Here is a 17,381-nt window from a genome sequence, read left to right as displayed (position 1 = left end):
CGCTGGCGTATCGATGCAAAACGGTAGGGGTCATAAGTGCGGTTCCGCTGGCGTTCCGGGGAGAAGGGCGGTGCGCGTGCACCGCCCTTCGGGTCATCGCGTTACGCAGCGATATCCGTTGTTGCCACATGGCCAACGGTCGTCACCAGGAAGTCCGCTGTTCCGTGCCCGGAAAAGTCGACGTACAGGTTGCTACCGTTGACGTTGTTGGTCAGCACGGCTTCATCGGCATGGCCGCTGAACGCGTTGACGAAATGCAACCCCACGCCCTTGGTGATGGCCGTGACGTCGATCTTGTCGATGCCGCTCTGGAAATCCATGATCTGATCAAACGCCCTGGGCGTGGAGTCCGACGATTGGGTGAACAGGAAGGTATCGGCGCCGTTGCCACCCCACAGTTTGTCGGCACCGCCGCCGCCGTAGAGGATGTCGTTGCCGTCACCACCGCGCAGTACGTTGGCGGCATCGTTGCCGATCAGGATGTCGTTGCCGGAGCCGCCGATGGCATTTTCGATGGTCACCCCCTTGGCGATGGAGACGTTGCCCACCAGGCCGCCGACGTCGGAGAACGAACCGGCGTTGAGGTTGATTTTCTGGTTGTCGCTGTAGCCGGAGAAGTCGAGGGTGTCGTTGCCACCGCCGTCCCACACGGCAAACACCAGCTTGTCCGAGGCCGAATTCGCGGTGTAGAAGTCGCGACCGGTGTTGGAGTGAAAGCCATACGTGGTGTCACCGGCACGGGTGCTCATGTTGGCGCCATAGAGTTTCTGGATGGCGGCAATGTCGTCCAGCATCGGCGCCGAGGCGTAGTACTGCACACCGTTCTTGGCGAAGTCCTGGCCGGTGTTGGCTTCACTCCAGTAGCTCATGATGCTGTAGCCGCGGGTGTCCTGGGCGTAGGTCACGTCGTTGTAGGTCGGGTTGCCGTTGGTGGCGTCGTAATCGCCCGGGTGTGCGAGGCCCAAGGCATGGCCCAGTTCGTGGGTGAGGGTCTGGCGCCCGAAGTTGGCAACGCCGGGTGTGAGGTTTTCGGTGTAGTTGTTGTTGACCAAGTACCAGGAACTGCCGGAGTTGCTGTAAGGCCCGGGGTAGTAGGTAAAGGCCGAAGCGCCATCATGGCCACTGGCATAGTTGGCCAACGTGATATGCCCCTCACCGCCGGATGCGCGTTCGGTGAACGTCACATTGGCCACGTCGGCCCATGACTGCATGGACAATACGGCCTGGGCCTTTTGTTGTGCATTGAACCCACTGACCCCGGACATGCCTAGTTGGCTCGCCAGGTTGGAGGAACTGATGAAACTGTAAGTCAGGTCGATCTTGCCGTTGTGGTTCTGGTCATGCCACACCTGGCCAAGCCGGTCTATTTGTGTCGCCGCCTGGTCAATGGAGTAGGAAGGTTTGCCATTGAGGGTGCCGGAGCCCCGCGTGTATTCGTTATAAAACCCGACAAATTGCTGATAGTCCGAACTTACCGCGCCGCTGGCGTCAGCGTGTAACAGCGTGGGTAGTGTCGCCGGAGTAATACCCCAGACATGTTTTTTTACGGCCATACATGGCACCTCTTTATAAGAAAGTTAGACAGCTGTTTGGCAGCGGCGCGCCCAGGCGGGTTCGCCCTGACAAGTGTCCGATCAAGGAGAGCGGATGCTGACAGATTTGTTATATGAACGAGGTGCGAAGGGTTGTTTTGTTGCGCTCTGTCTCAAAATGGAAATAATTTAACGCGGTGTGCCGGACTTATATAAATAAGTCCGGTCTAAGTGCAAAGATTGATGGCGTAATGATTTCAATGTTTGAATAAAGACTCAAACTTTTAAAGTGGCGTCGGGAAACGTGCGTTATTTAATCTGTTTGAGTGTTTATTTAATTGACTCTTTTTGTGAAGTTTGGTTTTTACTGTCATAAAAGCGGCCCGCATTCGTCCAGGGCCTGGCATACCTGTTCGCGAGCGTTTGCAACACTCAAGTTGACCGCCTCCTGGCCGCGCACCATGGCCGGCAAGTACACAAACGTTACCGAATGGATACCCAGCATTGCCAGGAGGGCGCTCAGGTACGGCGTGAGAAAGTCCGGCTCATGGCCCTTGCGTGAGTTGCCGCAGCTGACCAGCACCACGGTCTTTCGGTCATTGAGCAGACCGACTTTTTCAAAGGCCTCGTTGAGCGTGAAACTGCGATGGATGCGCACCACGTGGTCGATCCAGCCTTTGAGCGCGGCGGGCACGGTGAAGTTGTGGATCGGGGTGCAGATCACCAGCAGGTCGCAGTTTTCCAGTTCGACGATCAACTGTTCGGAACGGTCCGTCGCGCCGTCATCAGGGCCGCCGGTCAACGCGATGGCGTAGTCGCGGGTGACCGGTGGAAGCGCATGGTAATCACGCTCTGTGAGCTGCGCCTGGGGCAATTGCTCAGTGATTACGGTGCGGGCCAGTTGATAGTTTTCGGCTGCCTTGCCGTGTGGGCTGAAGGCCAGCAGCAGGGCGCGGGTCATTGAGTCAAATCCTGGGAAAAGTGCATGCCCAGAGGCAGGAGGCCCTGGCGGAAGTAGAAACGCTGGGCCAATGGCATGTGCATGCCGGTGTCCAGTACCAGGAACGGGTAGCCCAACGCCCGGGTGATCTGGCGTACGTGGTCCAACAACTGCTCGCCCAGGCGGCGACGTTGCAAGGTGGCGTCCACCACCAGGTCGTCCACATAGATGAAACGCCCGTACAGCAGGTTTTCCGTCAACCGATAGCCCGCCAGTCCCAGCACCTTGCCGTTTTCCCGGGCCGCGAGCAGGCGGTAGCCGTTTTCGCGTTGGCGCTGGACCTGGCGCACAAAGGCTTCGGGGTCGCTGAGTTTGACGCGCAATTGCTGCATCACGGCAAAACAGGCCCGGCAATCGTCATCGCTTTCCATCTGCACGAATTGGACCTGATTATTCATCGTTGCCATGCTCCATGTGGGCCTTCACGGCGGCGGGCACTTTGCGAAAGCTCACGCCGATGCGGTTCAGGGCGTTCATCATCGAAATCGCCAGGGTCAAGTCGGCGATTTCCTTGTCATTGAACACGGCTGCCAGCTCGGCATAGTCGGCGTCCGGGACGTTGGTCTCGGCCACCCGGGTGACCGATTCAGCCCAGGCCAGTGCGGCCCGTTCACGCAGGGTGAACAACGGCAGCGCTTCGGGCCAGGCGGCCAGCAGCACCAGTTTTTCCAGGCTGATGCCTTGCTTGAGCAGGTCGCGGGAGTGGGAGTCCAGGCAATAGGCGCAGCCGTTGAGCTGCGAGACGCGCAGGTACACCAGGTCAATCAGGGGTTTTTCCAGGCCGCAGCCGTGGACGTAGCTATGCACGGCCAGGAGCGCGGCGTAACCGGAGGGCGCTGTTTTGGCGTAGTCGAGACGATCTTTCATGGCGGTGTTTCCTGAGGGCTGTAAAGGAACGACGCCATTTTGGCGGCTGGCCTTACGGCCCAGTAGGGCCAAAAATGGACAATCGGGTTGGGACATGCCCAGACTTGGGCCTTTGAGTTGCCATAAGCGTGTGAACGATGCCGTCTCTGCCCAAATACCAGGAAATTTACCGGCGCTTTCGCCAGGCCATCGACCAGGGCCAGCTGCGCCCCGGCGAACGTGTGCCGTCGGTGCGCGCCCTGGCGCAGGAACTCAAGGTGGCCCGGGGGACGGTCGAGACGGCGTATCAGTTGCTGGTGAGTGAGGGGTTTTTCCTGGCGCGCGGGCAAGCGGGCACGGTGATCGCCGATGCGCTGCCGCAACGTTCCATCAAGCCGGCGCCGGTGGTTGCGCCGCTGCCTGAATCGCCGCTGGCACCCCGACCGTTGCAGATGGGCCTGCCCGCCCTCGATGGGTTTCCGCGCAAACTGTGGGCACGGCTAGTGACCCGCCAAGTGCGGCGCAGTGACCTCAACAGCCTGGCCAATGGTGACGAACAGGGCGTTCACACGCTGCGCGTGGCCATCGTTCATTACCTGGCGTTGTACCGGGGCATCGAGTGTTCGCCAGAGCAAGTGTTTGTCAGCGCAGGTTACGCGGCCGGGCTGGGGTTGGTCTGCGATGCGTTGGAAATGGCCGGCCAGCAGTGTTGGTATGAAGACCCGGGCTACCTGTATGCGCGGCGTTTGTTGGTGCACCGCAGCGTTGAACTGGTGCCGGTGCCGGTGGACCGCCAGGGCATGCAGGTGGACGAAGGCGTGCGGCGTGGCCCGCAGGCGCGCCTGGCGATTGTCACCCCCGCGCATCAGAGTCCGCTGGGCGTGGCCCTCCACCCGTCGCGCCGCCAGGCCTTGCTGGAGTGGGCGCGAGAGCAGGGCAGTTGGGTGGTCGAGGACGACTACGACAGTGAATTTCGCTACAAGGGCCAGCCGCTGGCCGCGCTCAAGAGCCAGGACGCCCATGACCGGGTGATCTACGCGGGCAGCTTCAGCAAAATGCTGTTTCCGGGGTTGCGCCTGGGCTACCTGGTGGTGCCGCAAACCCTGGTGCCGACGTTCGGGCGCAGCGCTCGCCTGTTGCAGAACCGCAGCGCCGAACTGCTGCAGGCCACCACCGCAGAATTTCTGGAACAGGGGCACTTCTCGCGGCACCTGAAAAAAATGCGCCAGCTGTACCGCGAGCGCAGGGCGTTGCTGGTGCACGCCCTGAAAACCCATTGCGCCACGTTATTGCGCGTGGATGAACAGGCGGGCGGCATCAACCTGTTGGCCCGGCTGTTGGTGGCGGTGGATGACCAGGCGGTGGCCGACGGCGCCGACCGTGCGGGGCTGGGCGTCCAGGCGTTGTCCCGCTGGACCGTGGCAGGCGGCGCGCAGGGCTTGATGATGGGCTTTACCAACGTGACCTCCCAGGAGGAGGCCATGGCCGCTGCGCAGGTGTTGCGCGGTGTCATCACCGCTGCCGTGGACGCGTGAGGCTTATTTGTCGATTTGGGTGCCGAACACGCGATTGAGCTCGTGGGCAACAGCGATCAGTTGATGCTCCAACGCCTCGACATCACAGTGGGTGATGCCCTCGTTTACCGTGTGTAACGAGGCTGCGTGTTGTTTGGAGGGGTTGGTCAGGTCGTAGGTGTATTGAGACAGCAACACCTGGCGCAGCACGTTATTGATGACGGTCTGATAACCGATGCCCGCGCTTTCGGCGCGCGCGCGTGCGGCCTCGATCACCGTGTCGTCGAGCATGATACTGATGCGGGTCTTGCCTTTGCCGCTGGCGACAGCGCCGCGCTTGGCGTTGCCGAAGTCATATTCGTCTTTCATGGTTCAAGCCTCCTGATACTGGCGTCGTTCATGCCGGGTTGCCAGCCTGGCACTGATGATTCGCACGATGTCCGGTTCCCGATAGGTGTAAGCCACCACGAGCAGCCGTCCGCTTGCGTCCTTGCCCAGGGTGATCCAACGGGCTTCGTCGTGATCACGGTCTTGCAGGGTCAATGCCGCTTCGTCGAAAAGCACCGCGTCGGCGTCGGCCAGGCTGACGCCGCCGTGTTTGCGTAGGTTGGCGATGTTTTTGGCAGGGTCGTACTGAATCTTGAAGTTCATCAGTATGCATATTTTATATGTATATAGAAGCGATTGAGGGGACCGTCGGTCAGGCGGCTGCCAGGCAGACGTTGTCCGATCTGCCGGGGAGCAATATTGAGAGGGGCAACATCCGATGTGTGCCTGAAAACGCCAATTCGCGGGGTATGAAAACTCTGAATTTATTATCGGATTTACAGCGCTTCTTGCTTTGACGGTGTTATTTGCTGACGTCCACTCAGTGTGCGGGGCTACCTCCACGTATCACGTGCCCCCTCACAACCCCTGGCTTGCCCGAATCAAGTCATACGCCTTGCGCGCAATCGGGTTCGCCGTATTGGGTCGGATCCACAGGTAATACGTCACCTCCGGCATCCTCGGTAGACCGTCGTTTTCACCCAGTACCCGCATGTCCGGGCCGAGCATTTCCATGCTGCGTGGCGTCACGCCCAGCCCTGCGCGGGTGGCGGCCTTGATGCCGATCAGGTTGGACGCCAGGTAGGCCTGGCGCCACGCAATATTTGCTCGCTCCAATGCTTCCAGTGCATAGCGGCGGTAGATGCTGGGCTCGTCCACCAGGATCAGGGGCAGCGGCTCGCTGGGGGCGTGCAGGTACTGCGCCGAACAGATCCACCACACGGGCGAGGTGCGCAGGGCAAAGCCTTCCAGATTGGGATCGGTACGGGTGGAGATGATCATGTCGACCTTGCCCCGGTGCAGATCGTCCATCAGGAAGGGGCTGCGGCCCACGTCGATTTCCAGGCGCAAGCGCGGTGCCGACCGGGCGATGCGACTGAGAATGGGCGGCAGGATGGTGTCGGCAATGTCGTGGGGCGAACCGATGCGTAACACGCCACTCAGGCTGCTTTCACGCAGTGAATTGAGCGCGTCGTCGTTGAGAGACAGCATTTGCCGCGCATGCCGCAGCAGTTGCAGGCCGGGTTCGGTCAGTTGTTTTTGGCGGCCGCGCTTTTCGAACAGGCTCACCCCCACTTGCTGTTCCAGGCGCTGCATGTGCTGGGTGACAGACGATTGCGTGCGCGCCAAGTGGGTGCCGGCTTCGGCAAAACTGTGGTGATCGACCACGGCAATAAAAGTGCGCAGCAGTTCAAGGTCAAGGGTCGACATGGCCAGTTCCGGGGCGGTTTTATATCAAGTGCGAGAAGATAAACATTACAGATATTTATGTATTGGATCGCGAATTTTTTATATGGGCCCGCAAAATGGGTGATTAATCCAAGGTCGTGGTTTTAGAAACACGGCAAGTTATAACGATATTAGATATTTGCATTTCCGTTCACCCAGCACTCTCCCTAGCATGCCCTCCCATCAGGTCGGGGTACGCCGATCGCTAATGAGGGGCAGAGGCCATGGGCGTTGTGCGCGCAGCGGTAAAACAAGGGATGCCGGTGATACTGGGTGCGTTGATCGCCCTGGGCAGTGCGGCGGTGCAGGCCGATGCGACCCTGGACAAGATCCAGCAACGCCATGTGCTCGTGGTGGGGGTGATGTTGTCCGGCGGGCCGTTTGGCGGCATCGACCCCGTGACCCAACAACCCAAGGGCCTGAACGTGGACCTGGCCAACGAACTGGGGCGCCAGCTGGGGGCCGAGGTGCAACTGGTGCCGGTGCTGCCCGCCAACCGCGTGCAGTTCCTGCAACAGGGCAAAGTCGACCTGTTGATCGCCAACATGGAATGGACCGCCGAGCGTGGCGAGATCCTCGGGTTCGTGCCCACCCCGTTCTACAAGATCGGTGGCACCGCCGCCGTGCTCAAAGACAGCACGATCACCACCTGGGCCGACCTCAAGGGCCAGCCCGTGTGCACCTCCCAAGGCAGCAGCTACGTCAAGCCGTTGACCGAGTTGGGCGCGCAGATCAAGGCGTTCAAAAGCTCCTCCGAGTCGCTGCTGGCACTGCGCGGCAACAACTGCGTGGCGGCGGTGCATGACTCCACCCTGGTCAACCCGCTGGTCAACGACAGCGCCGAATGGAAGGACTACCGCGCTATCAGCCCGGAGCTGAACCCGGCCCCGTCCGTGATCTGGACCCGGCGTGGCGAGGGCGACACCCAAGCCCGGCTCGACCCCATCGTGCAGCAGCTGCACCGCAGCGGCTGGCTGATCGAGGCACAGACCCGCAACCGCATCACCCCGGCCTCACCGGCATTGGTGCAATTGCACAACCAGTTCAAGGGCGCCTGATATGACCTTAAAACTGCTGGCCGCCCTCAGTCTTGCCGTGTGTGCAAGCGTGGCCCAGGCCGACGCCACCCTGGACAAGATCCAGCAACGCCATGCCATCAGCGTAGGGGTGATCCTCACGGGCCCACCGTTTGGCAGCATCGACCCCAAAACCGGCGAGCACCTGGGCTACAACGTCGAGTTGGCCAAGGGCATCGGCCAGGCGCTGGGCGTAGAAACCAAGACCGTCTCGGTACTGGCGCCCAACCGCGTGCAGTTCCTGCAACAAGGCAAGGTCGACATCCTGATCGCCAACATGCAGTACACCGACGAGCGCGCGCAGATTCTGGACTACGTGCCCACGCCTTATGAGGAAGTCGGCGGCGCGGCTTTGATTCGCAAGGGCGCCGGCATCACCCAGTGGGCCGACCTCAAAGGCAAGCCGGTGTGCGTGTCCCAGGGCAGCAACTTCATCAAGCCGTTGCAGGAAACCTACGGCGCCGAGATCAAGGCGTTCCGCAGCCAGTCCGAGTCGCTGCTGGCGCTGCGCGGCAACGGTTGTGTGGCGGCGGTGCACGTCAGCCCGACCATGCACGCCTTGCTCGACGATGCCGAGTGGTCCGGTTATGAAATCCCGTTGCCGGGCGATTTGATCCCGTCCAAATCGGTGATCTGGGTCCGCAAGGGCGAGCACGACACCCAGGCCAAGCTCGACGCCATCGTGCGCGAGTGGCACCGCAGCGGCTGGCTGATCGCCCTGGGCGAGCGCACCGGCATGGCCCCGTCCCAGGCCCTGCGTGACTTGCACGAGCAACTGAGCCATGAGTGAAACGCTGTTCGACACCCTGCAACAACTGCTCGGCGCCGCCCACGTGCAGCGCAATGAAGACGCCGCGCCCTGGCTCACCGACAAGCAGGGCCGCTACACCGGCAAGGTGATCGCGGCGGTGCACCCGGCCACTACCGAAGAAGTGGCGGCGGTGGTGCGCGCGTGCGTGGCGCTGAACACGCCGGTGGTGGTGCAGGGCGGCAACACCGGGCTGATGGCCGGTGCCACTCCGGACGCCAGCGGCCGTTCGGTATTGCTGCTGCTGGACCGCATGAACCGTGTGCGCAGTATTGATACCGACAACGACACCCTCACCGTCGAAGCCGGGTGCATCCTGCAAAACGTGCAGGACGCGGCCCGTGCGGCAGGGCGCCTGTTTCCGCTGAGCCTGGGCGCCGAGGGCAGTTGCACCCTTGGCGGCAACCTTGGCACCAACGCGGGTGGCACTGCGGTGTTGCGCTACGGCAACACCCGGGAGCTGACGTTGGGCCTGGAGGTGGTGACCGCCGAAGGTGAGATCTGGAACGGCCTGCGTGGTTTGCGCAAGGACAACACCGGCTACGACCTGCGTGACCTGTACATTGGCAGCGAAGGCACGCTGGGCATTATCACCGCCGCCACCCTCAAGCTGTTCCCGCTGCCCAAGGCCCAGGCCACTGCGTTGCTGGCCTTTGACGAACTGGCGCAGGCCGTGGCGTTTTTGTCCCATGCCCGCGCAGGGTTTGGCGCCAGCCTGACCGCGTTCGAACTGCTCAGCGCCGATTGCCTGGCGCTGCTGCGCGAGCAGTTTCCCGAAGGCCCGCAACCGTTCCTCGACGCCCGCCAGCCGTGGTTCGCGTTGCTGGAGCTGTCGGACAACCACGGTGAGGCCCACGCCCGTGAAGCCTTTGAAACGGTGCTGGGCGCAGCCTTTGAGCAGCAATTGCTGGCCGATGCCTTGATTGCCGAAAGCCTGGCGCAAAGCGAAGCGCTGTGGCTGCTGCGCGAAAACATGAGCGAGGCGCAAAAGCGTGCCGGGCGCAACATGAAGCACGACATCTCGGTGCCGATTTCTCAGGTGGTGGCCTTCGTCGCGCATACCGACGCGTTGTTGCAGCAGCATTTTCCCGGCGTGCGCAATTTTACTTTCGGCCACTTGGGCGACGGCAACCTGCACTACAACGTGTCCCATCCGCTGGGCTCGAGCATCGACGCGCACATGGCCCACTACGCCCAATTGAGCGCGCTGGTGCATGACAGCGCCCACGCCCATGGCGGTTCCATCAGTGCCGAGCACGGCATTGGCCAGCGCAAGGTCGGTATGCTCAGCCGCTACAAAAGCGCGGTGGAGCTGGACCTGATGCGCCGCATCAAGCACGCGCTTGACCCTCACAATTTGCTCAACCCCGGCAAGGTGCTGCCATGACCGTCCGCTTGTCCCAACGGGTGCAGCGCGTGTCGCTGTCCGCCAATGCTGCCGCCAAGTCCCGCGCCACCGAGCTGCGCGAGGCCGGTCGCGACATACTTGACCTCACCACCGGCGAACCGGATTTCGACACCCCCGAGCACATCAAGCAGGCCGCCTACGCCGCCATTGCCGCAGGCGCCACCAAGTACACGCCGACACCGGGCGTCAAGGCCCTGCGGGTGGCGGTGCAGCGCAAGTTGCTGCAAGAAAATCACCTGGACTACCCGCTGGCAAACATCGTCATTGCCAACGGTGCCAAACAGATCATCTTCAACGCCTTTGCCGCGACGCTGGATGACGGCGACCAGGTGCTGGTGCCCACGCCTTATTGGCCGTCGTTCCCCGACAGCGTGCGCTTCAACGGCGGCGAGCCAGTGTTCATCGAATGTGGCTTTGCCCAGGGCTGCAAGCTGCTGCCCGCGCAGTTGGAGCAGCACCTCAACGCCCGCACCCGCTGGCTGATCCTCAACGGCCCGGGCAACCCCAGCGGGGCGGTGTACAGCGAGGCCGAACTGCACGCGTTGGCCGAGGTGTTGCGCCGCCATCCCCACGTGCTGGTGTTGCTGGACGAGTTGTACGAACACATCCGTTTCGACGGCCGCCCGGCCCAGAGCCTGCTTAATGTCGCACCCGATCTGCAGGGTCGCTGCCTGCTGGTGGGCGGCGTGTCCAAGACGTACGCCATGACCGGCTGGCGCATCGGCTTTGGCGCCGGGCCCAAGGCCCTGACTGAGGCGATGGCGGTGGTGCAATCGCAATCCACCTCGGGTGCGTCTTCGGTGGGGCAGGCGGCGGCACTCGCGGCCTATAACGGGGGCCTGGCGTTTCTTGCAGAGCAGGTCGCGGCCTATCAATTGCGCCGGAACCTGCTGGTGCAGGCGCTCCAGCCGGTGGACGGCCTCGAGGTGCTGGAGCCGCAGGGCGGTTTCTTCGTGTTCATTCGCTGCCAGGGCCTGCTAGGCCGCTACCGCCCGGACGGCCAGCGCCTGAACGACGACGCCGACGTGGTCGCGTATTTGCTGGAAGAAGGCGTGGCCGGTGTGGCGGGCAGCGCGTATGGCCTCTCGCCGTGGTTTCGCCTGTCCATCGCCACTGCCACCGACAGCGTGGTGGAAGCCGGGCGGCGGATTGCGGTGGCATGCGCGCAATTGCGGGGCGCGGCATGAGTGATTGGCTGGCGCTTTTTGTTCATTGGGCCGCAGGGTTCGGGCTGAACTACACCTTTTTGCTGGACGCCTACCAGCGCGGCACCTTGGTGCAAGGCGCCTGGACCACGGTGTTGTTGTGCCTGTTCACGATCGTGGGCAGCTTGCTGGCGGGCATCAGCCTGGCGGCGCTGCTGACCTCGGGCAACCCATGGTTGGCGAGGCCTGCACGGGTGTTCATCGAGGTCACGCGCAACACGCCGACGCTGGTGCAGCTGTACTGCGCGTTTCTGGTGCTCAACATGTTGCTCACCCAAGCGGTGGGCGCGGCCAACCCGCTGACGCCGTTTGCCTGGGTAGTCATCGTGATCTCGTTGCACAAGGGCGCCTTTCACGCCGAAGCCCTGCGCGCGGGCATCGAAGCGGTGCCGGCGGTGACGCTGGAGGCCGCCAGCTCCCTGGCCTTCAGCAGTCGCCAGTTGCTGTGGAACGTGCAGTTGCCGCTGGCCGTGCGGTTTGCCTTGCCGTCGTTGATCAACAACCTGATCGACCTGGTGAAGATGACCGCCGTGGCCTCGGCGATTGCTGTCGGCGATATCACCTACGCCTCGATCATGATCTGGACCCAGAGCGACAACGTGCTGGAGCTGATGATCTTGATCCTGAGCTTTTTCGGCCTGCTGAGTTTTGTCGTCAATTGCGTGGGGCGTGCGCTGGAAGCGCGCCTGAGGATGCCCGGTTATGGCCATTGAATCGTTCCCGGTGCTCAACGCACTGTTGCAATGGTCGCCCGCGCTGGCGGTGGGCTTTGCCCAGAATATTTTGATCAGCCTGTTGGCGATTGCCCTGGGCACCGTGCTGGGGGTGTTGATCGGCGCGTTGGCGCTGTCACCGCTGCGCAGTGTGTCGCGCCTGTGGGTGCAGGTGTTTCGCAATGCGCCGTGGTTGGTGCTGATCTACTTCACCACCTATGTATTCCCCTTCGAGATCCACATCGGCAGCAGCTACGTGTCGTTTCCCGACTGGATCAAAGTGACCATCGGGCTGGCGTTGCCAGCGAGTGCCAACGTGGCGGAGATCTTTCGCGGCGCCATCGGCTCGATCCCCAGCACCCAGTGGGAGGCGGCGCGCTCGCTGGCGTTTACCCGGGTGCAGTTGTTCACCTCGATCATTTTGCCGCAGTGCTTCAAGCGCATGTTGCCGCCGTGGATGAACCTGTATGCCGTGGTGACCATGGGCACCGCGCTCGCCTCGCTGGTGGGAGTCCATGACGTGATCGACACCGCGCAGATCGCCAGCAACACCGTGAACATCACCGGCTTCACCGTGGTGATTTACCTGAGCCTGCTCGCGCTGTTCTTTGCCTATTGCTACCCGATTTCCCGTTTGACCCAACACCTGGAGCGCCGTTATGCCTTCTATTGAACCCTTGGTGAGCCTGCGGGATGTGCACCTGTCGTTTGGCGACAACCGGGTGCTCAAAGGCATCGACCTTGACGTGCATCGCGGCCAGGCCGTGTCGATCATCGGCCCGTCGGGGTCGGGTAAATCCACCATCCTGCGCTGCATCACCGGTTTGCTGTCGTCCCAGCAAGGCACGATTCGCGTGGGCGACACACGGGTAGACACCCTCACCCAGGAGGCCCAGCGCATCCAGTTGCGCAAGCGCGTCGGGTTTGTGTTCCAGCAATACAACCTGTTCCCGCATTTGTCGGTGCTGGAGAACCTGGTGATCGCCCCGCGCAAAGTGCTGGGCCGCCACCGCAGCGACGCCGAAAAAGACGCCCGCGCCTTGCTCGCCAAGGTGCGCATGGAGCACAAGGCCGATGCCTACCCGGGCCAGCTTTCCGGTGGCCAGCAGCAACGCGTGGCGATCGCCCGCGCATTGGCGATGCGCCCGGAACTGATCCTGTTCGATGAAGTGACCTCGGCCCTGGACCCGGAAACCGTCGGTGAAGTGCTCACCGTGATCCGTGAGCTGACCGAAGAGGGCATGACCTGTGTGCTGGTCACCCACGAAATGCGCTTTGCCGAGGACATCAGCGACCTCGTCTACTTCACCGAAAACGGTGTGATTGTGGAGCACGGCAGCGCCGCGCAGATCTTCCAGAACCCGGCGAGCGAGCGCACCCAGGTGTTCCTGCGCCATGCGCTGGGTGACCCGGGACGCCGTCCGGTGCCTGCCAACGACCCGTACCTGTTGACCAATTTGAGCCGTTACAGCCTGTCTGTCTGATAAGAGGAGTACCGTCATGAGTACCGCAAACCGTGCCGCCGTTATCGAAGCCTTCCTGCAGCAAGTCCGCGTGATCAACGACCGCGGCGTCGACCGTGCCGCGCTGGCAGAAATCGTCGCCTTGCTGGAAGGCCTCACGGAGCGCCGCGACCTGTTCAACTTCGACGCCTTCCCCGCGCCGGTGCCGGGGCAGGGCAGTACCGCGTTCCGCTATCGCCTCAACGACGACGGCGATACCCCGACGCTGTACCTGAACTCATTGCTGCCGGGCAAAAGCACCATCGCGCACAACCACGAGACGTGGGCGATCATCAGTGCCATCGAGGGGCAGGAGATCAACCATGTCTATGAGCGCAACGATGAAGGGCGCGAGCCGGGCTTCACCACGCTGAGCCTGCAAAAGGAAGTGATTGTGCAGCCGGGCACCTCGATTTCGTTTTTGGGTGAAGACCTGCACGGCATTCGTGTGGAGGGCGAGCAGGCGACATTGCATTTCCACCTGTACGGCTTGCCGCTGGAGTCGCTCAACGGTCGTTACGGTGTGGAGGCGGACGGTCGAATCCTTAACTACAACGCCTCGCAGATGGCGCCTTCGATCAAGGCCTACGCATGATCGACTTCTACTACTGGCCGACCGGCAACGGGCTGAAAGTCGGCATCCTGCTCGAAGAGCTGGAACTGGATTACCGCTTGATCCCGGTGAACATCCGCGAGGGTGCGCAAAAACAGGAGAGCTTCCAGCGCATCAGCGCCAATGGGCGCATTCCGGCGATTGTCGACTACCGCGGCCAAACGCCGCTGAGCCTGTTCGAGTCTGGCGCCATCCTCAATTACCTGGCTGACACCGACGGGCGCTTCTTGCCGCCTGCCGGCACGGCCGAGCGGCAAACGGTGCAGCAATGGCTGTTCTGGCAAGTGGGGCATATCACCCCGTACCTGAGCCAGTTGCAGGTGTTCAAGGAAAAGGCGCCCCAACCGATCCCATTTGCCCTGGACCTGTTGAACGCCGAAGCCACGCGTCTCTACCAGGTGCTGGAGCAGCGCCTCGCCGAGGTGCCTTACGTGGCCGGGGACTACTCGGTGGCCGATATGGCGATTTTCCCGTGGATCCAGCCGCTGCGCCAAGGCCAGGACCTGGCGAGCTACCCGCATATCCAGGCCTGGCGCCAGCGCATCAAGGCGCGCCCGGCGGTGCAACGGGCGTATGCCAAGGGCCGCGACATCGCGGTAAACGAGCGCTCGCTGGCGCTGCAATAACTCCTCTTTCTGGTTGGGACTTTCATGAGCAAGACCATCACCCCAAAGCAATTGCAGCAATGGTTGTTTGACGGGCAGGAAATCGCCCTGTTCGACGTGCGTGAGCACGGTCAATACGGCGAGGCCCACCTGTTTTATGGGGTGAACCTGCCCTACAGTCGCCTGGAGCTGGAGGTGCGTCGCCTGGCGCCCAACCCTCAGGTGCGCCTGGTCATTTACGACCAGGACGACAGCGACGTGGCCGCGCGCACGGCGCAGCGCTTGGAGGCGCTGGGGTATACGCATGTGCATCGCCTGCAAGGCGGCGCCGAGGGCTGGCAGGCCGCCGGTTTCCAGCTGTTTGCCGGTGTGCATGTGCCGTCCAAAGCCTTTGGCGAGTTGGTGGAGGAGGCCAGTCACACGCCTCACGTCACCGCTCGCCAGTTGGCCGACTGGCAAGCCGCGGGCACGCCATTGGTGGTGCTGGACGGCAGGCCGTTCGAGGAATACCGCAAGATGACCATTCCCGGCTCCGTCTGCTGCCCGAATGGCGAGCTGGGGTATCGCGTGCATGACCTGGTGCCCGACGACGCCACGCCCATCGTGGTCAATTGCGCGGGCCGCACCCGCAGCATCATTGGCGCACAGACCCTGATCAACCTGGGCCTGAAAAACCCGGTGTACGCGCTGGAAAACGGCACGCAAGGCTGGTACTTGGAAGACTTCCAACTGGAACACGGCAGCACGCGGCGGTATGCCGACGCCGTGAGCAGCGACTTGCAGCCCCAGCGCCTGGCCGCGCAGCAGTTGGCCGAGCGCGCAGGGGTGGTCACGGTGACGGCCGGGCAGGTGCGCCAATGGGCCGATGACGCCGCGCGCAGCCTGTTCCTGTGCGACGTGCGTACCGCCGAAGAGTTTGCCGTGGGCACACTGCCCGGCGCGCAACACACCCCGGGCGGGCAGTTGATCCAGTCCACCGACCTGTACGTGGGCGTACGCCGCGCGCGGGTGGTGCTGGTGGACAGCGACGGCATCCGCGCGCCCATTGTGGCCAGCTGGTTGCGCCAGTTGGGCCACGAGGCCTACGTACTTGAAGGGGGCATCGGCAGCGGTTTGGTGCTGCCCCTGATCGCGCCGGTGGCGTATGCGCCGTTGCCGTTGATCAGCGTGCAGGCGCTGGAAGGCCTGGCGGTCAACCTGGTGGACCTGCGCCCCAGCATGGTGTACCGCAAGGGGCATATTGCCGGGTCGCAGTGGTCGATCCGCTCATTGCTGACAACCGATCACCGCCCGCTGGTGCTGGTGGCTGACGACCCGGCGCTGGCCGCTTTTGCAGCCCTCGACCTGCCGGGGCCGGTGCACCTGCTCGACGGCGGTTTTGCCGCAGGGGTGGCCGCCGGGTTGCCGGTGAGCGAGGGCGTGCAGACGCTGGCAGACGCTCAATGCATCGACTTTCTGTTCTTCACCCACGACCGCCACAGCGGCAACAAGGCGGCGGCGCGTCAGTACCTGGCGTGGGAGATCGGCTTGCTCGCGCAGATGAGCGAGGCCGAGATTGCCAGCCTCACCCCGCTTACAAAACCGTCGCGGGTACGCACCCGCCTGGCGCATGCCGCACGTACTGCAAAAGGCCAGGGCGGCCGTGCAGTGAATGTGCCGGTGACCCGTTTGAGCACGGTGTTGTTCGACAACCTGGCGCAGATGCGCGATGCCCGCGCCCGACGCGACAGCGAGCGCGTACTGAGCTATGGCGCACGCGGTAATCCGACGGCGTTTGCCCTGGAAGACCTGGTGACGGAACTCGAGGGCGGCTATCGCACACGGCTCTACAGCACCGGCCTTGCCGCGGCGGCGCAGGTGTTTCTGGCCTACCTGCGTCCCGGCGACCACGTGTTGATCACGGATGCGGTGTACTCGCCCGTGCGCAAGTTGGCGCTTGAGTTTCTTCAGCCGTTCGGTATCGAGGTCAGCTATTTTGCCCCTAACGGCAAGGGCCTTGAGGCCGCGCTTCGGCCCAACACCCGAATGGTCTACGCCGAGGTGCCGGGCTCGCTGTTGTATGAGCTGTGCGACTTGCCCGCGATAGCGGCGCTGTGCAAACCGCGCGGCATCCTGTTGGCGGTGGACAACACCTGGGGCTCGGGTTACCTGTACCGGCCGCTGACGCTGGGGGCGGATATTTCCATCATGGCGTTGACCAAGTACCTGGGCGGCCATAGCGACGTGATGATGGGCAGTGTGTGCACCACTCAAGCGGCGTGGCCGACGCTTGCGAAGATGAGCGATACCTTCGGCAACGCCGTGAGCCCGGACGATGCGTACCTGGTGCTACGCGGCGCCCGCCCGCTGGCTGCGCGGCTGGACGTGCACGAGCGCCAGGCGTTGCAGGTCGCGCAGTGGTTGCAGGCGCAACCGCAGGTGCGACAGGTGTTCCACCCGGCATTGCCCGGGCATGCGGACCACGCCCTGTGGCGGCGCGACTTCACCGGCAGCAACGGCTTGCTGTCGTTCGAACTGGTGGACGCCGATGTGCGCAACGTCGAGCGCTTTATCGACGCGCTGCAGGTCTTTGGCCTGGGCGCATCGTGGGGCGGCTACGAAAGCCTGATCACGCCAGCCGATACCCAGGACCGCGAAAACCAGGCAAACCGTGCACTGAACCCGGTGCTGCGTTTGCATATCGGCCTTGAGGATGTGGAGGCGCTGATCGAGGATTTGCAGCGCGGGTTTGCAGCGCTGGCTTAATGGCCGCGCCTGAAAAGCAGGGGAGCGTGCACCGCCGC

18 protein-coding genes are annotated in these 17,381 nt (G+C 62.8%); 11 read left to right on the top strand and 7 right to left on the bottom strand.

Annotation, left to right across the window (positions count from 1 at the left end; genetic code table 11):
• Nucleotides 1–101: 101 nt before the first annotated feature.
• From ACW9H9_RS18810 to ACW9H9_RS18795, 4 genes are all read right to left on the bottom strand, one after another.
• Complete coding sequence (locus tag ACW9H9_RS18810) at nucleotides 102–1,553, bottom strand: serralysin family metalloprotease (protein WP_457344655.1); 1,452 nt, start codon at nucleotides 1,551–1,553, stop codon at nucleotides 102–104.
• A gap of 349 nt (nucleotides 1,554–1,902) precedes the next feature.
• Complete coding sequence (locus ACW9H9_RS18805; RefSeq protein WP_457344656.1) at nucleotides 1,903–2,493, bottom strand: FMN-dependent NADH-azoreductase; 591 nt, start codon at nucleotides 2,491–2,493, stop codon at nucleotides 1,903–1,905.
• Entirely contained in the window at nucleotides 2,490–2,930 is a 441-nt protein-coding gene (locus tag ACW9H9_RS18800; protein WP_457344657.1) for an N-acetyltransferase family protein, read from the bottom strand. The genes ACW9H9_RS18805 and ACW9H9_RS18800 overlap by 4 nt, the downstream gene beginning before the upstream one ends.
• A complete protein-coding gene (locus tag ACW9H9_RS18795) occupies nucleotides 2,923–3,399 on the bottom strand; it encodes a carboxymuconolactone decarboxylase family protein (RefSeq protein ID WP_457344658.1) in 477 nt (158 codons plus the stop codon). The genes ACW9H9_RS18800 and ACW9H9_RS18795 overlap by 8 nt, the downstream gene beginning before the upstream one ends.
• 137 nt (nucleotides 3,400–3,536) lie before the next feature.
• On the opposite strand from ACW9H9_RS18795, the gene pdxR reads away from it, so the two are divergent.
• On the top strand, nucleotides 3,537–4,913 hold the full coding sequence (gene pdxR / locus ACW9H9_RS18790; RefSeq protein WP_457344659.1) for a MocR-like pyridoxine biosynthesis transcription factor PdxR: 1,377 nt from the start codon (nucleotides 3,537–3,539) through the stop codon (nucleotides 4,911–4,913).
• A 3-nt stretch (nucleotides 4,914–4,916) separates the two neighbouring features.
• Here pdxR and ACW9H9_RS18785 read toward each other — a convergent pair whose 3' ends face one another.
• From ACW9H9_RS18785 to ACW9H9_RS18775, 3 genes are all read right to left on the bottom strand, one after another.
• Nucleotides 4,917–5,261: a BrnA antitoxin family protein gene (locus ACW9H9_RS18785; protein ID WP_457344660.1), complete on the bottom strand. Its 345-nt coding sequence runs from the start codon at nucleotides 5,259–5,261 to the stop codon at nucleotides 4,917–4,919.
• Nucleotides 5,262–5,264: 3 nt separating this feature from the next.
• On the bottom strand, nucleotides 5,265–5,546 hold the full coding sequence (locus ACW9H9_RS18780) for a BrnT family toxin (RefSeq protein WP_457344698.1): 282 nt from the start codon (nucleotides 5,544–5,546) through the stop codon (nucleotides 5,265–5,267).
• A gap of 252 nt (nucleotides 5,547–5,798) precedes the next feature.
• Nucleotides 5,799–6,650 (bottom strand): LysR substrate-binding domain-containing protein, encoded by an 852-nt coding sequence (locus tag ACW9H9_RS18775; RefSeq protein WP_457344661.1) that lies wholly within the window; start codon nucleotides 6,648–6,650, stop codon nucleotides 5,799–5,801.
• Between the two features lie 242 nt (nucleotides 6,651–6,892).
• Here ACW9H9_RS18775 and ACW9H9_RS18770 point away from each other — a divergent pair, with 242 nt between their 5' ends.
• The 10 genes from ACW9H9_RS18770 to metC are packed head-to-tail and all read left to right on the top strand — an operon-like array spanning nucleotide 6,893 to nucleotide 17,343.
• Nucleotides 6,893–7,726 (top strand): transporter substrate-binding domain-containing protein, encoded by an 834-nt coding sequence (locus tag ACW9H9_RS18770; protein ID WP_457344662.1) that lies wholly within the window; start codon nucleotides 6,893–6,895, stop codon nucleotides 7,724–7,726.
• Nucleotide 7,727: 1 nt separating this feature from the next.
• The gene (locus ACW9H9_RS18765) at nucleotides 7,728–8,534 is read left to right on the top strand and encodes a transporter substrate-binding domain-containing protein (protein WP_457344663.1); all 807 of its coding nucleotides are present in this window, start codon (nucleotides 7,728–7,730) and stop codon (nucleotides 8,532–8,534) included.
• Complete coding sequence (locus ACW9H9_RS18760) at nucleotides 8,527–9,939, top strand: FAD-binding oxidoreductase (RefSeq protein WP_457344664.1); 1,413 nt, start codon at nucleotides 8,527–8,529, stop codon at nucleotides 9,937–9,939. The genes ACW9H9_RS18765 and ACW9H9_RS18760 overlap by 8 nt, the downstream gene beginning before the upstream one ends.
• Nucleotides 9,936–11,147, top strand: coding sequence for an aminotransferase class I/II-fold pyridoxal phosphate-dependent enzyme (locus ACW9H9_RS18755; protein ID WP_457344665.1), 1,212 nt, complete (start codon nucleotides 9,936–9,938; stop codon nucleotides 11,145–11,147). Before ACW9H9_RS18760 ends, ACW9H9_RS18755 begins: the two co-directional genes overlap by 4 nt.
• On the top strand, nucleotides 11,144–11,878 hold the full coding sequence (locus ACW9H9_RS18750) for an amino acid ABC transporter permease (protein WP_457344666.1): 735 nt from the start codon (nucleotides 11,144–11,146) through the stop codon (nucleotides 11,876–11,878). The genes ACW9H9_RS18755 and ACW9H9_RS18750 overlap by 4 nt, the downstream gene beginning before the upstream one ends.
• A complete protein-coding gene (locus tag ACW9H9_RS18745) occupies nucleotides 11,868–12,551 on the top strand; it encodes an amino acid ABC transporter permease (RefSeq protein ID WP_457344667.1) in 684 nt (227 codons plus the stop codon). The genes ACW9H9_RS18750 and ACW9H9_RS18745 overlap by 11 nt, the downstream gene beginning before the upstream one ends.
• Entirely contained in the window at nucleotides 12,538–13,362 is an 825-nt protein-coding gene (locus ACW9H9_RS18740) for an amino acid ABC transporter ATP-binding protein (protein ID WP_457344668.1), read from the top strand. The genes ACW9H9_RS18745 and ACW9H9_RS18740 overlap by 14 nt, the downstream gene beginning before the upstream one ends.
• A gap of 16 nt (nucleotides 13,363–13,378) precedes the next feature.
• Nucleotides 13,379–13,975, top strand: coding sequence for a cysteine dioxygenase (locus tag ACW9H9_RS18735; protein WP_457344669.1), 597 nt, complete (start codon nucleotides 13,379–13,381; stop codon nucleotides 13,973–13,975).
• Nucleotides 13,972–14,619 carry a glutathione S-transferase family protein gene (locus ACW9H9_RS18730; protein WP_457344670.1) on the top strand — a complete coding sequence of 216 codons (648 nt, stop codon included), beginning with the start codon at nucleotides 13,972–13,974 and terminating at the stop codon, nucleotides 14,617–14,619. The genes ACW9H9_RS18735 and ACW9H9_RS18730 overlap by 4 nt, the downstream gene beginning before the upstream one ends.
• A gap of 24 nt (nucleotides 14,620–14,643) precedes the next feature.
• Nucleotides 14,644–17,343 (top strand): cystathionine beta-lyase, encoded by a 2,700-nt coding sequence (metC, locus tag ACW9H9_RS18725; RefSeq protein WP_457344671.1) that lies wholly within the window; start codon nucleotides 14,644–14,646, stop codon nucleotides 17,341–17,343.
• Nucleotides 17,344–17,381 lie beyond the last annotated feature (38 nt).

This window comes from Pseudomonas sp. SDO5215_S409 (assembly GCF_054071325.1).
Note: the sequence above shows the minus strand (reverse complement) of the source record. Positions and strands in the feature narration are given on the sequence as shown.

Bases quoted from the DNA above. Each gene is read 5' to 3' on its own strand.
- ACW9H9_RS18800 (WP_457344657.1), bottom strand. From the start codon at position 2,930: ATGAATAATCAGGTCCAATTCGTGCAGATGGAAAGCGATGACGATTGC.
- ACW9H9_RS18795 (WP_457344658.1), bottom strand. From the start codon at position 3,399: ATGAAAGATCGTCTCGACTACGCCAAAACAGCGCCCTCCGGTTACGCC.
- ACW9H9_RS18775 (WP_457344661.1), bottom strand. From the start codon at position 6,650: ATGTCGACCCTTGACCTTGAACTGCTGCGCACTTTTATTGCCGTGGTC.
- ACW9H9_RS18735 (WP_457344669.1), top strand. From the start codon at position 13,379: ATGAGTACCGCAAACCGTGCCGCCGTTATCGAAGCCTTCCTGCAGCAA.
- ACW9H9_RS18765 (WP_457344663.1), top strand. From the start codon at position 7,728: ATGACCTTAAAACTGCTGGCCGCCCTCAGTCTTGCCGTGTGTGCAAGC.
- ACW9H9_RS18810 (WP_457344655.1), bottom strand. From the start codon at position 1,553: ATGGCCGTAAAAAAACATGTCTGGGGTATTACTCCGGCGACACTACCC.
- pdxR (WP_457344659.1), top strand. From the start codon at position 3,537: ATGCCGTCTCTGCCCAAATACCAGGAAATTTACCGGCGCTTTCGCCAG.
- ACW9H9_RS18760 (WP_457344664.1), top strand. From the start codon at position 8,527: ATGAGTGAAACGCTGTTCGACACCCTGCAACAACTGCTCGGCGCCGCC.
- ACW9H9_RS18785 (WP_457344660.1), bottom strand. From the start codon at position 5,261: ATGAAAGACGAATATGACTTCGGCAACGCCAAGCGCGGCGCTGTCGCC.
- ACW9H9_RS18740 (WP_457344668.1), top strand. From the start codon at position 12,538: ATGCCTTCTATTGAACCCTTGGTGAGCCTGCGGGATGTGCACCTGTCG.
- ACW9H9_RS18745 (WP_457344667.1), top strand. From the start codon at position 11,868: ATGGCCATTGAATCGTTCCCGGTGCTCAACGCACTGTTGCAATGGTCG.
- ACW9H9_RS18755 (WP_457344665.1), top strand. From the start codon at position 9,936: ATGACCGTCCGCTTGTCCCAACGGGTGCAGCGCGTGTCGCTGTCCGCC.
- ACW9H9_RS18730 (WP_457344670.1), top strand. From the start codon at position 13,972: ATGATCGACTTCTACTACTGGCCGACCGGCAACGGGCTGAAAGTCGGC.
- ACW9H9_RS18750 (WP_457344666.1), top strand. From the start codon at position 11,144: ATGAGTGATTGGCTGGCGCTTTTTGTTCATTGGGCCGCAGGGTTCGGG.
- ACW9H9_RS18770 (WP_457344662.1), top strand. From the start codon at position 6,893: ATGGGCGTTGTGCGCGCAGCGGTAAAACAAGGGATGCCGGTGATACTG.
- ACW9H9_RS18805 (WP_457344656.1), bottom strand. From the start codon at position 2,493: ATGACCCGCGCCCTGCTGCTGGCCTTCAGCCCACACGGCAAGGCAGCC.
- metC (WP_457344671.1), top strand. From the start codon at position 14,644: ATGAGCAAGACCATCACCCCAAAGCAATTGCAGCAATGGTTGTTTGAC.